Source organism: Sinomonas humi (assembly GCF_000802235.1).
Lineage (GTDB): Bacteria > Actinomycetota > Actinomycetes > Actinomycetales > Micrococcaceae > Sinomonas > Sinomonas humi.
The window spans coordinates 182,063-202,950 of the sequence record NZ_JTDL01000104.1; the positions used below are offsets into that span (position 1 = coordinate 182,063).

Genomic DNA, 20,888 nt, shown 5'->3' on the forward strand with positions numbered 1-20,888 from the left:
GCACGTCCCGCGGGAGCAAAAACCCGCGGGACGTGACGTTTGGACGGAGAACGACCGTCGGAAGGTGACGTTTGGACGGTTAGAGGCGTGCAGGCTCCGGAAGCTCCGCTCGAGGCGACTCCTCTACGGCGTCGGCGCGATCGTCGTCGTCGGCGAGCATCGTGGTCTCGTCGAACGGAAGGCGGCCGGAGAGCACCTCTCGGACCCGGGGGCGGTCGATCTCACGGGTCCACACGCCCATCAGGATGGTCGCGACGGCGTTTCCGGTGAAGTTGGTGAGGGCGCGGGCCTCGGACATGAACCGGTCGATGCCGACGATGAACGAGACGCCGCCCACGAGCTGCGGGGCGTGGGACTGGAGGCCGCCCGCGAGCGTCGCAAGGCCTGCGCCGCTCACACCGGCCGCGCCCTTGGAGGCGATGATCATGAAGACGAGGAGTGCGATCTGCTCGCCGAGGTTCATCGGCTGGCCCATTGCGGTCGCAATGAAGAGCGACGCCATCGTGAGGTAGATCGCGGTTCCGTCAAGGTTGAACGAGTAGCCGGTGGGGACGGTCACGCCCACGACTGGCTTCGACACACCGAGGTGCTCCATCTTGGCGATGAGGCGCGGCAGCGCAGCCTCGGAGGACGAGGTCGAGACGATGATGAGGTACTCGCGGGCGAGGTACTTCATGAGCTTGAAGATGTTGACGCCGCCGACGGCGCGCAGGAGCGTTCCGAGGATGACGACGACGAACAGGAGGCACGTGATGTAGAACGCGACCATGAGCGTCAGAAGGCTCACAACGGCCTTCCAGCCCGTGGTTCCAACGACGGCGGCAATCGCACCGAACGCGCCGATCGGGGCGACCCACATGATCATGATGAGGATGCGGAACACGAGCACCTGCGCCTGGCGGATGAACTCGAGGAGCATTGCGCCCGCCTTGCCCATGCGCTGGAGCGCGAAGCCGACAAGGAGTGCGACGAAGAGCGTCTGGAGCACCTGAACGGACGTAAGGGCTGAGACGAGCGTGTTCGGGATGATCCCGAGCAGGAAATCGGACGTACCCGAGGCCGCGGGTGCCTTGTACGTCGCATCCTTGAGGTCGAGACCGGATCCGGGGTGGATGATGTTGCCGACAATGAGACCGACGGCGAGCGCGAACGTGCTCATCACCATGAAGTAGACGAGCGCGAGGCCACCGACCTTGCCGACGGTTGCGGCCTTCGCGATCGAGCCGATGCCGAGCACGATCGTGCAGAAGATCACGGGGGCGATCATCATCTTGATCAGGTTGACGAACGCATCGCCGAGCGGCTTCATATTGGCCGCGACCCCGTCCTTGCCGGGGAACATGAGACCGACGACGACGCCGAGCACCACGGCGACGACGACGGCGATGTAGAGCCAGTGGGTGCGATCGGCCTTCTTCTTCGCCGGCTGCTTCGCCGGCGCCAGGGGCACGCTTGCCATGAGTCCTCTTCCTCGAGTGGGGGGCCGCGTCCCTGTGACCGCGGCCATACCACCTTCCCGTAGAGTGTGAGGGGGACCACCCTTGCGTTCATATTGGTCACAGGGATTCCCCTCGACACGAAGAGGAGAGGAAGCGCGATGCGGCAGTTGAGCCTCGCGCGGAGGCTGTTCCTCCTGCTCGTTCTCGCGGTCGTCCTCTTCACAGCCTTCACCGGCACGGCGTTCTACTTGGACGCCAGAGATCAGCTCCACCAGGCCGCCGGGAACCGGACCCTCGCTGTCGCCGAGGCGATCGCGGACAGCCCTCTCGTCGCCAACGCTGCGCTCGAGGCAGGGCGCACGAATCCGACGCCCGCCCTCCAGCCGTACGCGGAACAGGTCATCTCCGACGCCAAGCTGGACTTCATTACGATCATGGCGCCCGACGGGACGCGCTGGACCCACCCGAACCCTTCGGAGATTGGCGGCAAGTACATCGGGTCGACTTCCGAGGCGCTCGCCGGGCACCCGTTCACCGAGACGTACACGGGCACTCTCGGACCCTCTGTGAGGACGATCGTCCCGATCAAGGCCCCAGGCTCGGGGCGCGTCCTGGGGATGGTCGCAGCCGGAGTGACGGTCACGAACCTCGACGTCGCGCTCGCTTCGCGGCTCCCCGCGCTCCTGGGGATCGCCGTCGTCGTCCTCCTCCTCGGCTCCGTCGGCGCTGCCATCCTCGAACGGCGCCTCTCGAAGGCGACCCACGGTTACGGACTCGAGCAGCTGAGCCAGCTCTTCGCCTACTACGAGTCGGTGCTGCACTCGGTGCGGGAGGGCGTCGTCATGGTCGATCCCCGGGGGCGGCTCGTGATCCGCAACGACCAAGCCTCAGAGCTGCTCGGCCTCCCCAACACCGAAGCGAGCGCCCCCGCTCCCCTGCTGGCCGACGTGGACCTGCCGGAGAGCCTCCGCGCGCTCCTCGCCAGCGGCCGCACGGCTCATGACGAGATCCATTTGACGAAGGACCGCGTGCTGGTTGTGAACCAGGAGCCGGCGTCCGTCCCCGATCGCCGTGGCGCCCGGCGTCTCGGCTCCGTCGCGACCTTGCGCGATCAGACGGAGATCGAGACGCTCGGCTCGGAGCTCGCGACCATGCGCACGCTCTCCGATGCCCTCCGCAGCCAGACACACGAGCACGCGAACCGCCTCCACACGATCGTCTCGCTCCTCGAGCTCGGCCGCACGGATCAGGCGCTCGAGTTCGCGACTGAGGACCTCTCGCTGAGCCAGTCCCTCGCGAACGAGCTCGTAGTCTCCGTCCAGGAGCCGGTCCTCGCGGCGCTCGTCATGGGCAAAGCGGCGCAAGCCCACGAGCGCGGGGTGCGCCTCGATGCCGAGGCCACGGGAAGCCTCGCAGACGCTGGCCTCGAGCCTCAGCACCTCGTCACCATCGTGGGCAACCTGCTGGACAATGCGATCGACGCGGCCGCGGCGGCTGAGCCTCCCCGGTGGGTCGCGCTCGAGCTCCACGAGGAAGCCGGAGGCGTGCTCATCGAGGTCTCTGACTCAGGGACCGGCGTGCCGCCCGCCGAGCGCGAGCGGATTCTGCAGTTCGGCCATTCGACGAAGCCCCACGGGACAGCCGGGCGTGGCCTGGGCCTTGCGCTCGCGCGTCGGTCCGCCGAGGCGCTGGGCGGTACTCTCGCCGTTGAGGGGACGGGCGGTGCGGTCTTCACCGTGTCGATCCCCGCGCGAAACGGAAGGAAAGGATGAGCGGACTCCGCGTCCTCGTCGTCGAGGACGAGGCGATCGCCGCCGATGCGCACGCCGCCTACATCGGGCGTATCGACGGTTTCACCCACGTCGGCACAGCGCACGACGGCGCCTCGGCCCTGCGGCTGACAGGGGAGCTCGCGGCGGCGGGGACCCCGGTAGACCTCGTGCTGCTCGACATGAACCTGCCAGACCTGCACGGGCTCGACGTCGCACGTCGGCTCCGTGCGGCGGGGCATCATCCGGACATTCTCGCGATCACGGCCGTGCGCGAGCTTCCCGTGGTCCGGCGGGCGATCTCAGCCGGCGTCGTGCAATACCTCATCAAGCCGTTCACGTATGCCGCGTTCGCGGAGCGGCTCGAACACTACCGGGAGTTCCGCGAATCCCTCTCCCGCTCCGAGGGGACAACGTCTCAGGACGCTGTGGACCAAGCCCTCGCCGCCCTGCGGACTCCCGTGGGAACACCGCTTCCGAAGGGCCTCTCCCCCGATACCTTGGACTCGATCCGAACGTTTGTCCGGACTCGCGGCACGGCCGTCTCTGCGAACGAAGTCATGGAGGCCGTTGGCGTCTCACGCGTCACGGCACGGCGCTATCTCGAACACCTCGCAGACACAGGCGTTCTCACCCGTGCAGCCCGCTATGGGACCCCTGGCCGGCCCGAGAAGGAATACCGCTGGACGGGCTAGCAGCTGCGAGCGTGTACCGGGCCCGTACCTCAAGCCAGCGGCCCCTGCCGTCCGCGCCGTCACAGGCCTAACGTGGTAGCGAGGGATCTTCCCTCTGCACGGCAACAAGAAGCAGTGCAACAGGAAGCACAGTGCAATAAGAAGCACCGAGCAACAAGAAGCACCAGGCACAGCACGAAGGGCAGGAGGAGCGATGAGCACCGAGAACACGGAGCGTATTGCCAGCGAGGCCGACGTCCTCGGCACGCCCAGCCCCCGGAACACGGATGTCTCCGCGATCCCCGACGGCTCCGGCAATGACCGGGACGACGACGAGCGGGACGACGAGCGCTTCGACGCGGGCTGATCCCCACGGACCGTCGCCACACGAACAGAGGAGCACGCGATGACGCACGACGTCGACTACGGGAATACGGAGGACGACGACCTCACGGAGCCGCTCGATGGCCGCAACAGTCAAGCCCCTGAGGAGGGCTCTTCGGACAACCCCGAGATCCTCGACGAGGTCGATCCCCTTCACGACCCGCACCGTCTCATCGAACTCGACGTGGAAGACGAGGAGCCTAACCCCGATATAGACCTCGGGTACGACTGACGGGATGGCCTTCTCAACCGCTCCGGTCGCAGGAGTGCTGCTTGCCGCGGGCGCGGGACGGCGCTTCGGCGGCCCGAAGGCGCTCGCGGCGACGCCCGACGCCGGCGGCTGGCTTGAGCGCGGCGTGGGACTCCTGCTCGACGTCGGCTGTGCCCCGGTTGTCGTGGTCCTGGGCGCCGGCGCAGAAGAGGCCCGAAGCCTCCTCCCGGCGTCCGAGCCACGCGTCATGCCCGTGGTCGCCGACGATTGGGCAGAAGGCGTGGGCGCCTCCCTCCGAGCCGCCCTCAACGCCCTGGACGGCATGCCGGCCGCCGCGCCCTGCATAGCCGCCCTTGTGACCCTCGTCGACCTTCCCCGCCTCGCGCCCGAAGCGCTCGAGCGCGTGGCGGGGACCGACGTCGTCCCTTCGTCGCTGCGGCGCGCGGTCTACGAGGGGAGTCCGGGGCACCCTGTGCTGATCGGGCGAGACCACTGGCATGACCTGCGGCACAGCCTCAAGGGCGACGTCGGCGCGGGGCCCTACCTGCGGGCGCACCGCGCCGAGCCCGTCGAGTGCTCCGGGCTCGGCGGGGACGAGGACGTCGACACGCCGGCTCAGTCCCTGCCCGGCTCCTCGAACAGACCGCCTGCGTGATCCTCTTCGGCCTGCTTCGCCAAGACGTAGTGGATTTTCTTGCCTGTCGCAGTCATCGGAAGATCGTCGATGAAGCGGTAGGCGCGCGGGCGCTTGTAGTTGGCCAGCCCGTCGTCGCCGACGCACCACTCCTCGAGCTGCCTGGCCGTGAGCTCCCCGTCCCTCCGCACGACGTAGGCGACGACTTTCTGCCCCCACCGCTCGTCGGGCAGCCCCACCACGACGGCGTCCTTGACCCCCGGGTGCGCGGCGAGGACCTCCTCGACCTGGACGGGGTGCACGTTCTCACCGCCAGAGATGATCATGTCGTCCTTGCGGCCCAGGATCGTCACGAACTCGCTCTCGTCCCACACGGCCAGGTCGCCCGTGTAGAACCATCCGTCGTAGAACTTCTCTTCGTTGATGCCGGGGAGATTGGCATAGCTGAACCCGGACTTCGCCGAGCGCATGATGACCTCGCCCTGCTCCGTGTTGTCATGGGCGACGTGCTCATCCGGCCGCGCGCGGCGGTCGGGGAAGATGCGGACGACGGCGACGTCGTCGTCCGTCGATGCCCTCCCCGCAGTCCCGGCGTGCTCGGGCAGGTCCTCCGGCCTGAGGAAGGTGTTCCAGAACGTCTCGGTGGTGCCGTAACCGTTGAAGATGCGCGGCGTGAGCGTGCGCTGATAGCGCAGGGCCGCGGCCTTGTCGAGCGGGGCGCCCATGGTCACGATCCCGCGGAGCGGCCCGAGATCGCGGGGGCTGCGCTCCTGCTCGTCCGCAAGCATCTCAAGAGTGGTCGGGGCGCCGATGAGGAACGTGATTCCGTGCTCCGCGACCCAGTCGAGGGCCGTCCCGGGGTTGAAAGCGCGCATCGGGACCACGCTGCCGCCCACGTAGAAGACCGGGTTCGGGCCCCCCGAATACAGGCCGCCTCGATGGAACCAGGGCGTCATGTTGAGCGTGCGGTCGTAGGGCGTGAGCGGGAAATGCATGATCACGTCGTGGGCCGACATGACCTCCACGAGCGAAGGAAGCGAAACGCCCTTGGGCATCCCGGTGGTTCCGGAGGTGTAGAGGCGAGTCGTCTCGTCGTAGACCGTCGACGAGGGATCGTAGTCGGGGAGGTTGCCCTGCGCCGCCGCGCGGGCGTGGGCGAAGTCCTCCACCTCGGTGAGCTCCGCGCCGTCGTCCTTGGGCTCGCCCACGGCGAGTAGCAGCGGGGCGGAATCGACCTGCTTGAGCGCACGGCTCACATTCACCGAGACCTCTCGGTCGTACACGAAGACGACCGGCTCGCTGTCCCGCAGGATGTGGGCGATCTCGCCGGGAGCGAGTCGGAAGTTGATCGGCACGCCGACGGCGCCGATCCGCTGGGTCGCGAGGTAGAGGAGCACGAACTCGAGACCGTTGAACAGCTGGTACAGCACGCGGTCGCCCTTGCCGACGCCCCGTTCGGCGAGCGCGAGCGCCGTGCGGTCGACTTCCGCTGCAAGCGCGCCGTAGTTGAGCTCGACTCCCGTGACCGGGTCGAAGAACGCGGGGCGGTCCCGGTAGCGGCGCACGTTGCGGCGGAAGCCGGCCTCGTACGTGAACTCGTGCTCGAAGTAATTCCTGAAGCGACCGGCGTCGTATGCCATGCCGCTGCCTCCCTTCGCGGTTGAACAACTACTCGCGAAGGCTACTCCTTAGGATCCCCGTCAGCTGACGAGCGTCCTCGCCGCGCCGTCCATGTGATCGTGGATGGTCTCGCGGGCCAACGCGGCATCCCCCGACTCGATCGCGTTCACGATCTTGCGGTGGCGGTCGATTCCCATGTTCTCGGTTGCCCGCTCAGAGCCCGCGAACATGATCGACATGCGGATGGAGCCCTCGAGCGACTCCCACGAGTGGAGGAGCGTCTCGTTGCCCGAAAGCCTGCAGAGGAGACGATGGAAATCGAGGTCGGCTTCGATTCGGTCCTCGAGACCCCGCCCGCTCGCATCCTCCATCGATTCGATGGCAGCCCGCAGCTCGCCCACCGCGCGAGCCCGGCGGGGCTGCTCGATGAGCGTCTGGGCGGCGAGGGATTCGAGCGCGGCGCGCACCCCGAAGATGTCCCGGATCTCCTTCGCATCGAGATGCCGGACGCTCAGGCGGCCGCGCGGCCCTGCCGAGGCGAGCCCTTCCTGCTGGAGCTGGCGCAACGCTTCGCGCAGGGTCCCGCGGCTTATCCCGAGCCGTTCAGACAGCTCGGTCTCGACGAGATGGCGGCCTGGCTCGAGTTCACCGGACGTGATGGCGCGGCGCAGCGCAACCAGAGCCTGTTCCCGCAGGCTCGTCTTCTCGAGACCCAGCAGGGCTGCCGTGGCCGCCATTTCGAACTCCTTGGATAGGTGCCGCATCACACGGCATTGTCAACTGTCATCATAGGCCAGCCCACTTGGAACCCGGCCGAGCGGCTCACCCGAGCTCGGCGAGGACGCGTTCGACGATGCGGTCCTTCGAGAGTCCGTACCGCTCGTGGAGCGTCGGGAGCGCGCCGGCGTCAAGGAACGCATCCGGCAGCCCGATCGGGACGACGCGGCGAGCCTGGCCGCGGCGGACAAGGGCCGACGCGACGGTCTCGAACAGGCCTCCGACCACTGTGTGGTTCTCGAGCGTCACCGCGAGGCGGTCACCGGCCAGCTCGGCCAGGACGGTCTCCTCGTCGAAGGGCTTGAGTGTGGGCGTGTGGACGACGGCGACATCCACTCTGTGCGCGGCCAGCGCCTCTGCGGCCTGGAGGGCTCGCATGGTCATGAGCCCGGAGGAGACGAGCACGACGTCGCGCCCGCCCCGCAGGACCTTGGCCTTGCCGAGTTCGAACTTGTAGTCGTACTCGTCCAGGACGGAGGGCACCTTGCCGCGGAGCAGCCGCAGGTACGTCGGCCCCTTCGAGGCGGCGAGCTGCGGCACCGCCTGGGCGATGTCGACGGCGTCGCACGGGTCAACGATGGTGAGGTTCGGCATTCCGCGGAAGATCGCGACGTCCTCCGTGGCCTGGTGGCTCGGCCCGTAGCCCGTGGTCAGGCCCGGGAGGCCGCCAACTATGTTCACGTTGAGCTCGGGCTCGGCGATGTCGAGACAGATGAAGTCGTACGCCCGCCGGGCGGCGAAGACCGAGTACGTCGTGGCGAACGGGACGAGGCCCGCTTGAGCCATTCCGGCCGCGGCGCCGAAGAGCAGCTGCTCGGCCATGCCCATCTGGAAGTACCGCTCCGGGTGCGTCTGGGCGAAGATGTGCAGGTCGGTGTACTTGCCTAGGTCCGCGGTCAGCCCGACGATCCGCTCATCCTGCTCGGCGAGCTCGGCGAGGGCGTTGCCGAACGGGGCCGGGATGGTGCGCTGGCCGGGGTCCGCGAACGATGCGATCATCGCCGAGGTCTTGAGCTTCGGGCCCTTCGGGGCCGTTGTGGTCGCTGCGCCTGTCGTCACAGTGCCGCCTCCTGACGGGTCTCGGTCCTTGCACGATGGCCCTCGTCGAGCTGCTCGCGGCAGATCGCCCATTCGTGTTCCTCGATGCGCATGAAGTGGGCCTTCTCGCGCTCCTCAAGGAGGGGAACCCCTCGCCCCACCTTGGTGTCGCACAGGATCACGGAGGGAGCGCCGTCGTCCGCGGCCTGAGCGGCGACGGCGTCGAACGCGGCGAGGAGCGCTGGGACGTCGTTGCCGTCCACCCGCTGCACGTTCCAACCGCAGGCGGCCCACTTCTCCACCACCGGTTCGGTGCGCAGGACTCCAGCCGTCGGCCCGTCCGCCTGGAGGGCATTGATGTCGACGACGGCGGTCAGGCGACCGAGGCGGTGGTGGGCCGCGCCCATCGCGGCCTCCCACGTCGAGCCCTCGTCAAGCTCGCCGTCGGAGAGGAAGTTCACGACGCGGGCGGGGTTGCCCCTGGCCCGCAGGCCGAGGGCGTAGCCGACCGCGACTGTGAGCCCGTGGCCGAGGGACCCCCCGGAGATCTCCATTCCCGGGGTGTACGTGGACATGCCGGACATCGGCAGCCGCGAATCGTCCGAGCCGTACGTCTCGAGCTCCTCGACTGGGACGATCCCGGCCTCGGCGAACGCCGCGTACAGCCCGATCGCGTAGTGCCCAGTCGAGAGGAGGAACCGGTCCCGCCCCTCCCACTCGGGCTCCGCGGGCCGGAACGTGAGCTGGTCCGTGTAGAGGGCCGCGAGGATGTCGGCGGCACCGAGGGCCTGGCCCACGTAGCCCTGGCCCTGGACCTCCCCCATTCCGAGGGCGTAACGGCGGATCCGATACGCCGCGTCCTCTACTCCTGCGATCCGCGACGCCTTCATGCGCGCACCTCGTGCGGGGTTTCCTCAGTGGCCTTCGCTGCGGCCTCGCGCACCGCGCGGCCCCACGTCTCGCGGGTCGAGAGCGCGGCCCACAGGCCAATCGCGCCGTACAGGCTGAACAGGAGGGCCGGGCCCAGCCAGCCAAGCCATACGAAGAGGATCGTGGTGATGAACGGTGTGAAGCCCGAGACCATGGCTGAGATCTGGTAGGCGAGGGAGGCACCGGACGAGCGGGTGTTGGCGCGGAAGAGCTCCGGGAACCAGGAACCCTGCACGCCGGCGAGGGAGTTCTGGCACACGGCGTACGCGATGACGATCGTTGCGACGACGAACAGGACCAGCCCGGTGTTGACGAGCAGGAACATGGGAACGCCGAACAGCACCGCGAACAGGCACGACCAGATGTAGATGGGGCGCCGTCCGATCCGGTCCGTGAGCTGGCCCCAGGCGGTCGTTGCCCAGATGCCGATCGCCGATGCGATGCAGAGGGCGATGAGCGTCTCCGTGGTGTTCGCAAGGTGCTTGCTGTTGAGATACGAGATCATGTACGTCACCGAAACGGCGTAGCCGGCGGTCTCGGCAATCCGGAGCCCGATGCCGCGGACGATGTTGCGCCAGTCGTGCTTGACGACCTCGACGAGCGGGGCCTTGGTGAGCTGACCCGATTCCTTGACGTCCTCGAAGACCGGTGACTCCGGCACCTTGGTTCGGATCACAATGCCGACGGCGACAAGCAGGATGCTGGCCAGGAACGGGACGCGCCATGCCCAGCTTCCGCCGAGGTGGACGCTCACGAGGAACACGAGGTTCGCAAGGAGGAGCCCCACGGGGAACCCCGACTGGACCATGCCCGTGAACTTGCCCTTGCTCTTCCAAGGGGCATGCTCGTACGCCATCAGGATTGCGCCGCCCCACTCAGCGCCGAACGCGATGCCTTGGATGATGCGCACGGTGACGAGCAGCGCGGGCGCCAGTAGGCCGACCTGTGCGTAGGTCGGAAGCAGCCCGATCGCGAACGTCGCAAGGCCCATGGCGATGAGCGAGGCGACAAGGACTGGCTTGCGACCCAGGCGATCACCGAGGTGGCCGCCGATGAAGCCACCCAGCGGTCGCGCAGCGAAGCCGACGCCGAGGGTCGCGAAGGACGCAAGGGTGCCCGCGAGGGGATCAGCCCCGGGGAAGAAGGCCTTGCCGAGATAGAGAGCGGCGGCAGTGCCGAAGCCGATGAAGTCGTAGGTCTCGATCACAGCACCGACTGAGGAGCCGATCGCCACGCGACGTGCGTCCGGGGTGCCATGGACCGGGCCGCGAAGGGCCAGAGCCTCGTTGCTCAATTGAACTTCCTTCCAGAAATGTCGACGGTTGACATGGTAGCCAGTGTGCGCCGCATCACGTCCCACTGTCAACAGTCGACTCTTATAGTTGACTGTCGACAGTCAGCTCCCCTACCGTGGTGTGCATCACCTCACCGGAAGGACACGACGATGTTCCACCCCCGGCTTGGCTGCTCCTCGATCAGCTTCCGGCACCAAGACCTCCCGACGGCGCTCGCGACCATGTCAGGGCTCGGCTTCGAGGAGATCGACCTCGGCGCCCTCCCAGGGGTTTGCGACCATGTGCCGTTCGTCCTCGACGACGACGCGGTCACGGCTGTTTCGAAGCAGGTCGCTGCGAGCGGCCTCCGCGTGCGGTCAGTGAACGGGGACATCGGCGACCTCAACGCACCCCTAGGCCTTGCTGCCGGGGCGACCCGACAGGAGCACCTCGACCGTCTCCTCGACCTCACCGAGGCCGTCGGCGCCCTTGCCCTGGTCCTTCCCTGCGGTGCCCTCGACCACGAACCCGTTCGGACACTCAAGCAAGACCTCGACCTGGTCTCTGCCGAACTCGCTGCCGCAGCCGTCGCAGCGTCCGACCGCCGGCTCGAACTCTGGACCGAATCGCTCCACGTTCTCCGCCTCTCCTGGAACCTAGATCGTGCCCTCGCCCTCGCAAAGCGCCTGGACGGGACCGGCGTCCGCCACGTCCTCGACGCGAGCCACGCCGTCGCCTCGGGTGGAGACTTCGGGGAGGCCGCCCGCGCACTAGGCGACAGGATCGCCCACGTCCATCTCAGGGACGCGGTCGAAGGCGACATCCACCGCAGCATCGGCGCGGGGAACGTTGACTTCGCCGGCGGCCTCACGACCCTGCGAGACCTCGGCTACGCCGGCCACTTCACGCTCGAACTCGAGACCCGAGATCTCGAACACTCCCAACGGCCAGCGGCTGCGGCCAAGGCAGCAGACTTCATCACCGCCATCATCTGACAACAGGAAACAAGATCTGCCGAGAGGCAAGCAAGGAAGCATCACCATGAGCAGCACGCAACGCACCGCCATCCTCACAGGGGCAACCTCCGACCGGGGAATCGGCCTCGCCACCGCCCGCCGCTTCGCCCGCGAAGGCTGGGGCGTCGTCGTCCTCGACCTCGACGGCGAGAAGTCCGCCAAGGTTGCGCAGGACATCGCCAACGAATTCAACGTTCCCGCGTTCGGCCACCAGATCGACGTCGCCGACGAGGCATCGGTGAGCGCGGCCGAGAAGGCGGTCGCCGCCGAGGTCGCCACGGGCCACCTGCCGCAGGTCGGCGCTGTTGCGAACATTGCGGGCATCACCTCGCCGGTCCCGTTCCTCGAGACCGACCTTGCCCTCTGGAACAAGGTCATGGCCGTCAACGCCACGGGCACGTACCTCGTCACCAAGGCGTTCCTTCCGGCCATGATCGAGGCCGGCTGGGGGCGCATCGTCAACATGTCCTCGGTCTCGGCCCAGCGCGGCGGCGGCGTCTTCGGCCGCGTCCCCTATTCCTCGGCCAAGGCCGCGATACTCGGCTTTACGAAGGCCCTCGCCCGCGAGGTCGCGCCGACTGGCGTGACTGTCAACGCGATCACCCCCGGCGCCGTCGACACCAACATCCGCGTTGGCAGCACCGACGAGCAGGAAGCCGCCATCGCGCGCGACATCCCGGTCGGCCGCACGGCTACGACCGAGGAGATCGCGGCCGTCATCACGTGGCTCTCGTCCGAGGACGCCTCGTACCTCACTGGCACCACGGTCGACATCAACGGCGGAAGCCACATCCACTGACATGACACTCATCTCGAATGATCCCGCCGACTTCGCCGACGAGGCCCTCGCCGGCTTCTGCGACGTTCACGCGCCGCTCGTCCGCCAAGTGGATGGAGGGGCGGTCCGCCGGTCCGCGCCCGCACAGCCCAAAGTGGCCGTCCTGCTGGGCGGCGGGTCCGGCCACTACCCAGCGTTCGCGGGTCTCATCGGAGCGGGTTTCGCCGACGGCGCCGTGGTAGGGAACATCTTCACGTCGCCCTCGGCCCAGCAGGCTGTCGCCGTCGCTCGAGCGACCCATTCCGGGGCCGGCGTCGTCTTCGCCTATGGCAACTACGCGGGCGACGTCATGAACTTCGGCGTCGCGACTGAGCGCCTGCGTGGTGAGGGAATCGAGACCGAGAACGTGATCGTGAGCGACGACATCGCCAGCGCTCCAGTCGGCGAGCGCGAGCGGCGCCGTGGCATCGCCGGCGACTTCACCGTGTTCAAGATCCTGGGCGCGGCAGCCGAGGAAGGAGCCGACCTCCCCGAGGTCGTCCGGCTCGGGCGCAAGGCCAACGACTTCACGCGGACGCTCGGCACGGCGTTCGCGGGCTGCACGTTCCCTGGTGCGGACCACTCGCTGTTCTCGCTGCCCGAAGGGATGATGGGTCTCGGCCTGGGAATCCACGGCGAGCCCGGGCTCGAGGACCTGCCCCTCCCCCGCGGCGAGGAACTGGGCCGCACGCTCGTCGAGCGAGTCCTCGAAGAGCGCCCAGACGGCGCGGGAGACCGCGTGGCCGTCATCCTCAATGGCCTCGGCAGCACTAAGGCCGAGGAACTGTTCGTCCTGTGGCGGACCATCGGCCCGCTGCTCCGCGACAAGGGACTCGAACTCGTCGCCCCCGAGGTGGGCGAGCTTGTGACGAGCCTCGACATGGCAGGCGTCTCGCTCACGCTCATGTGGCTCGACGACGAACTCGAAAGACTCTGGCTCGCGCCCGCCGAGACGCCCGCGTTCCGGCGCGGGAGGATCGATGCCCAGCGTCTCATCCCGAGCGCCACTGAGCTGATTCCTGTTCGGGCGCCCGCGCCGTCGGCCATTCCGCCGGGATCGGAAGCATCGCGCAACTATGCGCGCTCATGTCTCGAGGCACTCGCCGCTGCCCAGCACACCCTCCACCGGCTCGAGCCCACGCTCGCGAGCCTGGACTCGATAGCGGGGGACGGCGATCACGGGCGCGGCATGGTCCGCGGCGTGGACGCTGCGGTGACCGCTGCCCGGGAAGCGGCCGATGCTGGCGCCGGCGCCGGGAGCGTTCTCACGGCCGGTGGCGATGCGTGGGCCGACAAGGCAGGCGGGACGTCGGGAGTCCTGTGGGGCGCGGGGCTCCGGGCGTGGGGACAGCGCCTGGGAGACGAGGAATCCCCGGACGACGGCGCCGTCGCAGCTGGCGTCGCATCGTTCGCCGATCGGATCTCCGCTTTGGGGGGCGCTCAACCTGGGGACAAGACCCTCGTCGACGCACTGGTGCCGTTCGTTGCGGAGCTCACGGCCGGCGTCGACCGCGGGGTTCCGCTCCCACAGGCTTGGGAGACAGCGGCTGCGGCCGCCGAAGCCGCTGCTTCAGCGACAGCCGAGCTGCGTCCCCTCAAGGGACGCGCGCGTCCGCTGGCCGAGAAAAGCCTCGGCACTCCGGATCCGGGGGCCATCTCGCTCGCCGCGGTGTTCTCTGCCATGGGCCCGGCCTTCGCGCCAGCGGGATCGGTCACTCGATGAGCGACTCGATCAGCGGGCCGCGGGCCGCGACGGCCCACGACTCGTTCTCCGTGGAGCGCTCGGTGCTGTCGAACAACTGCCAAGTACTCACGATGGGTCAACGGGTCGTGGGCCTCGAGCTCGCCCGGCGTCTTGCGAGGGAGTGGGTCGGCTACACCTTCGATCCGACGTCCGCATCCGCGGCGAAGGTCAAGGCGCTCACCGACTACGAGGGCCGCTGAGGAGGGCTCAGGCCTCCTGCCGCCAGCCGTACTGCGGATCGAAGCCGAGGAGCCGGCGAGCCTTGTCGATGCCTAGCATCGTCTCGTGCTCGCCGAGCTCCTTGGTGATCCTGACGTTCGGGAACACTTCCGCTGCCAAGGATGCCGACGAGCGGCTCATCACGGTGTCCGCTGCGGCGATGATGTACGCCTCGAAGCCCGGGCGTGCAGCTTCGAGGGCCTTTTCGACTGCTTGGCCTCCGTCTCGAGCGTCGATGTAGCCCCACAGGTTCCACTTGCGGCCCCGGGGATCGGCGTCGTAGGAGGGGAACTGCGCGTAGTCCTCGGGGAGCATGACGTTGGAGAACCTGAAGGCCGAGACGCTCAGCTCTGGGTTCCACCGGCACAGCTGGCGCGCCATCTGCTCCTCGAGATACTTCACGAGGGAGTAGGTGCTCTCGGGGCGAGGCTCGTACTCCTCGTCCACGGGGATATAAGGCGGGTCGATGTCGAACGGGAGCCCCAGCACCGTCTCGCTCGACGCATACACAATCCGGTTGATGCCGAGCTTCCGGGTCGCCTCGAAGATGCTGTAGGTCGAGAGCATGTTGTTGCGGAACGTGGCAGAGTCCGGAGCGAGGCCAGGTGCCGGGATCGCGCCGAGGTGCACGACTGCGTCGATCCCGTCGTAGCGGTCGTCGACGCCGGCGAGCGCGTCGATCACCTGGCCGTAGTCGGTGAGGTCAGTCTGGATGAAGCCCGGCTCGCGGGCCCCGACCCGATCGAGGTTCCACACGTCGTGGCCCACCGACCGCAGATGGTCCAGGACCACATGCCCCAGCTTGCCGCTGCCACCCGTCAAGGCGATCTTCATACCGCTCCCTCCTCTTGCAGGTCAGATTGTCCCTGCCTATCAGACTCGCGAGCCCTCGGGAAGGTCCGACCACACATCGGACCCTCTCTGGAACGGCCTCCCTAGGTGACAGCCGCCTCAGAACGCACGGTCTCGAGAGCCCGTGCCCAGCGCACAACCTGATCGAAGACGGGGAGCACCGAGGAAGCCTGAAGCTCGCTCGGAGCGAACTCGCCATCCTTGAAATCCACGAAGAGGGAGAACATGCCAGTCTTCTGCACGTGCGCGACCTGCAGCTCGGAAAGGATGCCACGGAGGTGCTCGACTGCGCGGGCGCCGAAGGCCGAACCGTAGGAGACAATACCGGCAGCCTTGTCCGCCAACTCGGGCTTGAGGTACGTCAGCGCGTTGGAGAGCGCAGGTGAGACCGAGTGGTTGTACTCGGGCGTTACGAAGATGAAGCCGTCGAACTCGTCCATGCGGGCCGAGAACTCCTTGACCGACGCGAATGCCTGCTCGTTCCCCGGCTCGCCCAGGAGGGGCAAGCGGTAGTCTGCGATGTCGACGAGCTCGAACTCGGCATCCTCCCGCTCGCGGCCCTGCGCCACGACCCACTCGGCAACCTGGCGATTCTTCCGTCCGTCCCGGGTGCTGCCCGTGACGACTGCAATCTTGGTCACGCTTCCTCCTGATTGACGCATCAACGATTCTTGGATGATTCAGACTTACACCGATAAGATTGATGCGTCAAGTTCATTGCATCACCCGGGGGCTGCACCATGGAGGCACACGCCACGCCCGCCGAACCTGTCGCAGACGCGCCTGTCGCAAACGCGGCGGAGACCGGCGTCGGCACCGATTCTTCGGCGAGTCAAAGCCGCTGGCTGGACCCGCGCGAGCGCGAGGTGTGGCTCGCGTTGCGTCACCTCCTCTGGAGCCTGCAACCCGCCGTCGACCGCCAACTCCAACGCGACTCGGGGCTCTCGGGGCCGGAATACTCGGTGCTCGCCACGCTTTCCGAGGACCCGCAGGGAATGGTCCGGTCCGGGACCGCGGCCCGCATGCTCGGGTGGGGCCGCAGCCGGCTCTCGCACCTGCTCCGGCGTATGGAGGCCAAGGGCCTCATCGCCCGCTCATGTTCACCCGATGACGGCCGCGGCCAGGACATTGCCCTCACCTCCGCGGGACGCAGTGCCATCGTCGAAGCGGCACCGGGGCACGTAGATTTCGTCCGGAGCGTCGTCTTCGATCCATTGAGCCCAGAGCAGCAGGACGCCCTGCGCGAGGCCTGCCACAGGATCTCGGCTGCGATCGAGTCTTCCGGCACCTGCGAAGCTGTGTGCGAAGCCGAGGATTCTGGCTGCGATGAGGGGCCTGCCGCCTAGACTGGCCGGGTGACCTGGCACCGTACGGCATCGCAATGGTTTCGCCTCCCCACCGAGCGCCTGTGGAATGTCCTGGAACGGGTGGACCGCTGGCCGGAGTGGAACCCAGCCGTCGGAGCGGCGGCCCTCGACGGCCCCCTGCGCGAGGGCAGCATGGGGCGTTACTCGCCATCGCACCGCCTGCTTGGGCCCCTCCACCGCCGAACCGCGCCGTCATTCCGCATCAGCGCTTTCGAACCCGGGCGTCGCATCGCTCTCCAACAGCCCCAGCCCGGCGGCAGTCAAACCATCGAGTGGACGCTCGAAGAACGCGACAACGGAACACTGTTCACTCAGCGAGTCACGCTCGACGGTCCCCTTTCCCAACAGTTCGGCCTCACTGCAGGCGAGCCGCTCGTCCGGGGCTTCCCCGCCCAATGCGCGCGCCTGTATCGCCTGAGCAGCCTGGCGAACGACGACGGCGCACCCGACGCGCTCACCGTCGTCGCCGGCGGCACGGGCTTTCTGGGCACGCTCCTCGCGGCGGACCTCGTCTGCGACGGCCGCCGCGTCGCGGTGTTGACCCGCAAACCGCAGCCCTCGCCCTTCGAACAGCTCGCGTGGGATGGGCGGCAGCCGGGAGCCTGGAGCGAACGCCTCGGCGCCGAGGATGAACTCGCCGTCGTCAATCTCGCAGGCGTGAGCCTCGATATGCCTGGTACTCCCGAGAACCTCGCGCGACTCGAGTCTTCGCGCACGGAGCCCACGCGGGCGCTCGTCGAGGCGAGTCGGTCCTGGAAGCGGCCTGCTGCACGCTGGCTCCAGCAGAGCGCCGTGGGCATCTACGGCGACTCGGCAGAGGAGTTCGACGAGCACACCCCGCCGCCGACCGCGGCGCCTGGGCTCGCCGCCGTCGTCCGCGGCTGGGAGGCTGCCATCGACGGCGCGAATGCGGACCACCTCGCGGTCTTCCGTACTGGTGTCGTGCTCGCCCGCGAAGCCGCGCTCCTGGACCGGCTCACGGCGATCGCGCGTCTTGGCGGAGGCGGCCCCCTTGGAACCGGCCAGCAATGGTTCAGCTGGATCCATGCAGTGGATTGGGTGCGCGCGGCGCGAGCCGCCCTTGGGTTGCCTACCGCGCACGATGAGTCACGCGTCGAGCTCCCATCAGGTGTCGTCAACGCAACGTCCCCGCACCCGGTTCAGAATAGGGAGCTCATGGCACACCTGCGCGAATACGTCGGCGTTGCAGTAGGCATACCAGCCCCCGCAGGCCTCCTCCGCGCGGCCGCCACCGTCTTGCGCACGAACCCTGACCTCGCTCTGGACAGCGTTCGCGCAGTGCCCGCAGTGCTGCAGGAAGCTGGCTTCGTGTTCCGGTACCCACAGCTTGCCGGGGCGTTCCGGGAGATGGCCGCGTAAGGACGCCTTCGGGAAACGCCGAGGAGGGCCTCGCGCGCTTCCCCTCGTCCGCAGGGACAGATTCGGCGGAGTCTGGTTCGGTGGAGTCTGGTTCGGTGGAGTCTGGTTCGGTGGAGTCTGGTTCGGTGGTGTCGGGTTGGGTCGGGTCAGAACGGCGGGGGTTCGTCGCTGCGCTGGGGCTTCACGCTTTCGGGCGGCGGGGCCGCCGGATGGCCGCTCTGCGGGCTGGCACTCTGCGGGCTGGCACTCTGGGGGCTGGCGCTCTGGGGGCTGGCGCTCTGCGCGGAGTCTTCCGGCAGCGCCTCGCCACGCCCGGGTTCGCGGCGTCCTGACTCAGCGCACACCACGTCACCGGATCCTGTCTCACAGGGCACAAGATCCGCACGTTCAGTCCCACCGCGCCCACTGCGCGCGAAGTCGCCGGGTCTAGTCCCACCGGGCACAAGATCCGCGCGTTCTGTCCCACCGCGCACGAAGTCGCCGGGTCCAGTCCCGTCGGGCGCGAAATCCCGCAGCGCTCCGAACCTTGGCGCTTCGACTCGGCCGGCAATCGCGCCCCGGCCGGGTTCGCTCACATGGGTCCGCCCGAGCGGGGAGCGCCAGCGGAGGGTGCCCTCCGGTTCGTAGGGACCTTCTGGTTGGTGGTGGCTGTCTGGAGGCAGGTGGCTGTCTGGTGGGTGGTGGTAGGTCCAGGCGTCGATGGATTTGAGGGCGTGGTGTTTTCGGCACAGGAGGGCGAGGTTGACCACACGTCGTTAGTATGACCCCTATGTCGACGCCAGGTTCCGCCGCGACCTACGCCCGCATCTCCTCGGACCAGACCGGCGAGGGCCTCGGGGTCCAGCGACAGCTGGAGGACTGCCGCAAGCTTGCTGCCGAGCGTGGCTGGACCGTGGGCGAGGAGTATGTGGACAACGATCTGAGCGCCTTCAAGGGCAACGCGCGGCCCGAGTACCAGCGCATGCTGGGAGACCTCGCCTCAGGGCACCGGGACGGGGTGCTGATCTACAACCTCGACCGGCTCACCCGCCAGCCGATGGAGCTGGAGCAGTTCGTCCAGCTGTGCGAGCGCGCCGGGGTCTCACAGGTGGCGACCGTGACCGCCGATATCGACATGGGCAACGACGACGGGCTGTTCATGGCCCGGCTGCTGGCCGCGTTCGCCGCGAAGGAATCCGCCCGCAAGTCGGCGCGCATCAAGCGCAAGGCGCTCCAGCTGGCCGAGCAGGGCAAGCCCCACGGCGGTCCGCTTCGCCCGTTCGGGTTCGAGGATGACAAGGTGAGCGTCCGGTCCGACGAGGCGGAGCTCATCCGGACACTCGTGGCCCGGTTCCTGGCCGGAGAGTCCGCGCGGTCATTGTGCACGTGGCTGAACGAGGAAGGCATCGCAACGGTCGCGGGCGGGCCGTGGATGACCACGACGCTCAGGCAGGTGCTCCGGTCCGGGCGGATCGCCGGGCTCCGGGAGCACAAGGGCGAGATCGTGGGACCGGCGGTGTGGGAGGCGATCATCACTCCCGAGCAGCGCCAGCAGGTGCTGAACAGGATGGAGGCGAAGAGGGTCTCGGGCACTCGGTCCCCGCGCCGCTATCTCCTCTCGGGCCTGCTCCGCTGCGGCAGGTGCGGGAATCGGCTGTTTTCGTCGCTGCGTGTGGACACTCGCCGCTACGTGTGCCACTCGGGCCCCGACCATGGCGGCTGCGGACGCCTCACAATCGTGGCGGGACCAGTGGAGGAGTGGATCAGCGCCGCCGTTCTGCACCGGCTCGACACCCCCGAGCTCGCCGACGCCCTCGCCGGACGCCGCGCCGCCGACGAGCGGCAGAACGAGCTGTGGGCCGCGCTTGAGGCAGACAAGGACCTCTTGCAGGAATTCGCGCTGATGGCCAGCTCACGGGCGATCGGCATCGCAGAGTGGAAGACCGCGCGCGAGCCGGTCGAGGCGCGCATCCGGCGAGCCGAGCAGCAGCTGGCACACCTCAGCGGGACGAGCCAGCTCGAGGGCCTCGTCGGTGCAGGGCGAGAGCTGCGCGAAAGATGGGACGGGCTGAACCTCGAGCGGCAGGCCGCCATCGTCAAGGCCGTCCTGGACTATGCGACCGTGGGGCCCGGGACGCGGGGAGCGCGGTCTCTGGACCCGTCCCGGCTCATTCCCACATGGCGGCTGTGAGCCCGGCGCGGTGCTCCGGCCGCTGCCGCGGCCGTCCGCTCCGACGCCACCCCCAGCAGCGCACCGACACGGGAGAGCACCCCGGGGTCGGTCACCCGCACCGGCACCCCCTGTTCACGGCAGGACTCGGCCACCCACGCCGCCAGCTGCTCCGGATCGACCATCAGGCACCCCACTGAGCCCAGATCGCCGGAGCCCCGGCCCAGTCCTGCACGTCCGAGGAGGACCAGCGCCGGTCCGGGAGGGAGCCCAGGAACTCTGAGGCCTGCCGAGCACATCAGCGGCCGAGGTCCCGCTCAGATGCAGCGAGACAGGCTGGAAGCCTTGGGCGACGTCATAGCGGTGCCGCCCGAGGTCCCGGGACTGGGGGTCGGTGAAGGTCTTGGCGACGTACTTGGACAGGTAGCCAGCCGCCCGCCGCGCCTCCGAGAGCCTTCCCGATCCGACCGGGAGGTCCCCGAGCAGCTTGATGTGCACGAACCCCCGGCCCCACGACTTCGCGATAACGGAGCGATTCACGTACCGACCGACAGCGAAGACCGACAGCGAAATGGGCATGGAGCCCATGACCGG

The 20,888-nt window shown here is 68.2% G+C and carries 21 protein-coding genes and 1 pseudogene; 13 read left to right on the forward strand and 9 right to left on the reverse strand.

What is annotated here, in order from left to right; genetic code table 11:
• Positions 1-79: 79 nt before the first annotated feature.
• Positions 80-1,459: a cation:dicarboxylate symporter family transporter gene (locus LK10_RS10305; protein WP_043123160.1), complete on the reverse strand. Its 1,380-nt coding sequence runs from the start codon at positions 1,457-1,459 to the stop codon at positions 80-82.
• Positions 1,460-1,597: 138 nt separating this feature from the next.
• Here LK10_RS10305 and LK10_RS10310 point away from each other — a divergent pair, with 138 nt between their 5' ends.
• The 5 genes from LK10_RS10310 to LK10_RS10325 all read left to right on the forward strand — a co-directional run bounded on the left by LK10_RS10310 (position 1,598) and on the right by LK10_RS10325 (position 5,132).
• Positions 1,598-3,211, forward strand: a complete 1,614-nt coding sequence (locus tag LK10_RS10310; RefSeq protein WP_043123163.1) for a sensor histidine kinase — start codon at positions 1,598-1,600, stop codon at positions 3,209-3,211.
• The gene (locus LK10_RS10315) at positions 3,208-3,903 is read left to right on the forward strand and encodes a response regulator (RefSeq protein WP_043123164.1); all 696 of its coding nucleotides are present in this window, start codon (positions 3,208-3,210) and stop codon (positions 3,901-3,903) included. Before LK10_RS10310 ends, LK10_RS10315 begins: the two co-directional genes overlap by 4 nt.
• Before the next feature lie 193 nt (positions 3,904-4,096).
• Positions 4,097-4,249 (forward strand): hypothetical protein, encoded by a 153-nt coding sequence (locus LK10_RS21875; RefSeq protein WP_156144122.1) that lies wholly within the window; start codon positions 4,097-4,099, stop codon positions 4,247-4,249.
• Positions 4,250-4,288: 39 nt separating this feature from the next.
• Positions 4,289-4,498: a hypothetical protein gene (locus tag LK10_RS10320; RefSeq protein ID WP_043123167.1), complete on the forward strand. Its 210-nt coding sequence runs from the start codon at positions 4,289-4,291 to the stop codon at positions 4,496-4,498.
• Between the two features lie 4 nt (positions 4,499-4,502).
• Complete coding sequence (locus tag LK10_RS10325) at positions 4,503-5,132, forward strand: nucleotidyltransferase family protein (RefSeq protein WP_043123169.1); 630 nt, start codon at positions 4,503-4,505, stop codon at positions 5,130-5,132.
• Here LK10_RS10325 and LK10_RS10330 read toward each other — a convergent pair.
• From LK10_RS10330 to LK10_RS10350, 5 genes are all read right to left on the reverse strand, one after another.
• Positions 5,093-6,751 (reverse strand): class I adenylate-forming enzyme family protein, encoded by a 1,659-nt coding sequence (locus LK10_RS10330; protein WP_043123171.1) that lies wholly within the window; start codon positions 6,749-6,751, stop codon positions 5,093-5,095. The genes LK10_RS10325 and LK10_RS10330 overlap by 40 nt on opposite strands.
• 60 nt (positions 6,752-6,811) lie before the next feature.
• Entirely contained in the window at positions 6,812-7,468 is a 657-nt protein-coding gene (locus LK10_RS10335; RefSeq protein WP_043123173.1) for a GntR family transcriptional regulator, read from the reverse strand.
• 85 nt (positions 7,469-7,553) lie between these two features.
• On the reverse strand, positions 7,554-8,507 hold the full coding sequence (locus tag LK10_RS10340) for a transketolase family protein (RefSeq protein ID WP_052207194.1): 954 nt from the start codon (positions 8,505-8,507) through the stop codon (positions 7,554-7,556).
• 56 nt (positions 8,508-8,563) lie between these two features.
• On the reverse strand, positions 8,564-9,436 hold the full coding sequence (locus LK10_RS10345; RefSeq protein WP_043123176.1) for a transketolase: 873 nt from the start codon (positions 9,434-9,436) through the stop codon (positions 8,564-8,566).
• Complete coding sequence (locus LK10_RS10350; protein WP_043123179.1) at positions 9,433-10,770, reverse strand: MFS transporter; 1,338 nt, start codon at positions 10,768-10,770, stop codon at positions 9,433-9,435. Before LK10_RS10350 ends, LK10_RS10345 begins: the two co-directional genes overlap by 4 nt.
• A gap of 150 nt (positions 10,771-10,920) precedes the next feature.
• Here LK10_RS10350 and LK10_RS10355 point away from each other — a divergent pair, with 150 nt between their 5' ends.
• From LK10_RS10355 to LK10_RS10370, 4 genes and pseudogenes are all read left to right on the forward strand, one after another.
• Positions 10,921-11,745: a sugar phosphate isomerase/epimerase family protein gene (locus tag LK10_RS10355; RefSeq protein WP_043123182.1), complete on the forward strand. Its 825-nt coding sequence runs from the start codon at positions 10,921-10,923 to the stop codon at positions 11,743-11,745.
• 46 nt (positions 11,746-11,791) lie between these two features.
• Complete coding sequence (locus LK10_RS10360; protein ID WP_043123186.1) at positions 11,792-12,565, forward strand: SDR family NAD(P)-dependent oxidoreductase; 774 nt, start codon at positions 11,792-11,794, stop codon at positions 12,563-12,565.
• 1 nt (position 12,566) lies between these two features.
• Entirely contained in the window at positions 12,567-14,306 is a 1,740-nt protein-coding gene (locus LK10_RS10365) for a dihydroxyacetone kinase family protein (RefSeq protein WP_043123188.1), read from the forward strand.
• A gap of 14 nt (positions 14,307-14,320) precedes the next feature.
• Positions 14,321-14,527, forward strand: a pseudogene (locus tag LK10_RS10370) (RpiB/LacA/LacB family sugar-phosphate isomerase); the annotation flags it as partial.
• Between the two features lie 7 nt (positions 14,528-14,534).
• Here LK10_RS10370 and LK10_RS10375 read toward each other — a convergent pair.
• Both LK10_RS10375 and LK10_RS10380 read right to left on the reverse strand, forming a co-directional pair.
• Positions 14,535-15,380 (reverse strand): NAD-dependent epimerase/dehydratase family protein, encoded by an 846-nt coding sequence (locus tag LK10_RS10375; protein WP_043123190.1) that lies wholly within the window; start codon positions 15,378-15,380, stop codon positions 14,535-14,537.
• A gap of 101 nt (positions 15,381-15,481) precedes the next feature.
• Complete coding sequence (locus tag LK10_RS10380) at positions 15,482-16,039, reverse strand: NADPH-dependent FMN reductase (protein WP_043123192.1); 558 nt, start codon at positions 16,037-16,039, stop codon at positions 15,482-15,484.
• 99 nt (positions 16,040-16,138) lie between these two features.
• Here LK10_RS10380 and LK10_RS10385 point away from each other — a divergent pair, with 99 nt between their 5' ends.
• The 4 genes from LK10_RS10385 (at position 16,139) to LK10_RS23115 (ending at position 20,494) form a co-directional block, all read left to right on the forward strand.
• Positions 16,139-16,744, forward strand: coding sequence for a MarR family winged helix-turn-helix transcriptional regulator (locus LK10_RS10385; RefSeq protein ID WP_081998439.1), 606 nt, complete (start codon positions 16,139-16,141; stop codon positions 16,742-16,744).
• 9 nt (positions 16,745-16,753) lie between these two features.
• Entirely contained in the window at positions 16,754-18,145 is a 1,392-nt protein-coding gene (locus LK10_RS10390; protein ID WP_043123195.1) for a DUF1731 domain-containing protein, read from the forward strand.
• Between the two features lie 769 nt (positions 18,146-18,914).
• Positions 18,915-20,315: a recombinase family protein gene (locus tag LK10_RS10395; protein WP_081998440.1), complete on the forward strand. Its 1,401-nt coding sequence runs from the start codon at positions 18,915-18,917 to the stop codon at positions 20,313-20,315.
• Positions 20,303-20,494: a hypothetical protein gene (locus LK10_RS23115; RefSeq protein ID WP_456242883.1), complete on the forward strand. Its 192-nt coding sequence runs from the start codon at positions 20,303-20,305 to the stop codon at positions 20,492-20,494. The genes LK10_RS10395 and LK10_RS23115 overlap by 13 nt, the downstream gene beginning before the upstream one ends.
• On the opposite strand, the gene LK10_RS22600 is transcribed toward LK10_RS23115, so the two are convergent.
• Positions 20,430-20,873 carry a hypothetical protein gene (locus tag LK10_RS22600; RefSeq protein WP_231567715.1) on the reverse strand — a complete coding sequence of 148 codons (444 nt, stop codon included), beginning with the start codon at positions 20,871-20,873 and terminating at the stop codon, positions 20,430-20,432. The genes LK10_RS23115 and LK10_RS22600 overlap by 65 nt on opposite strands.
• Positions 20,874-20,888: the final 15 nt, after the last annotated feature.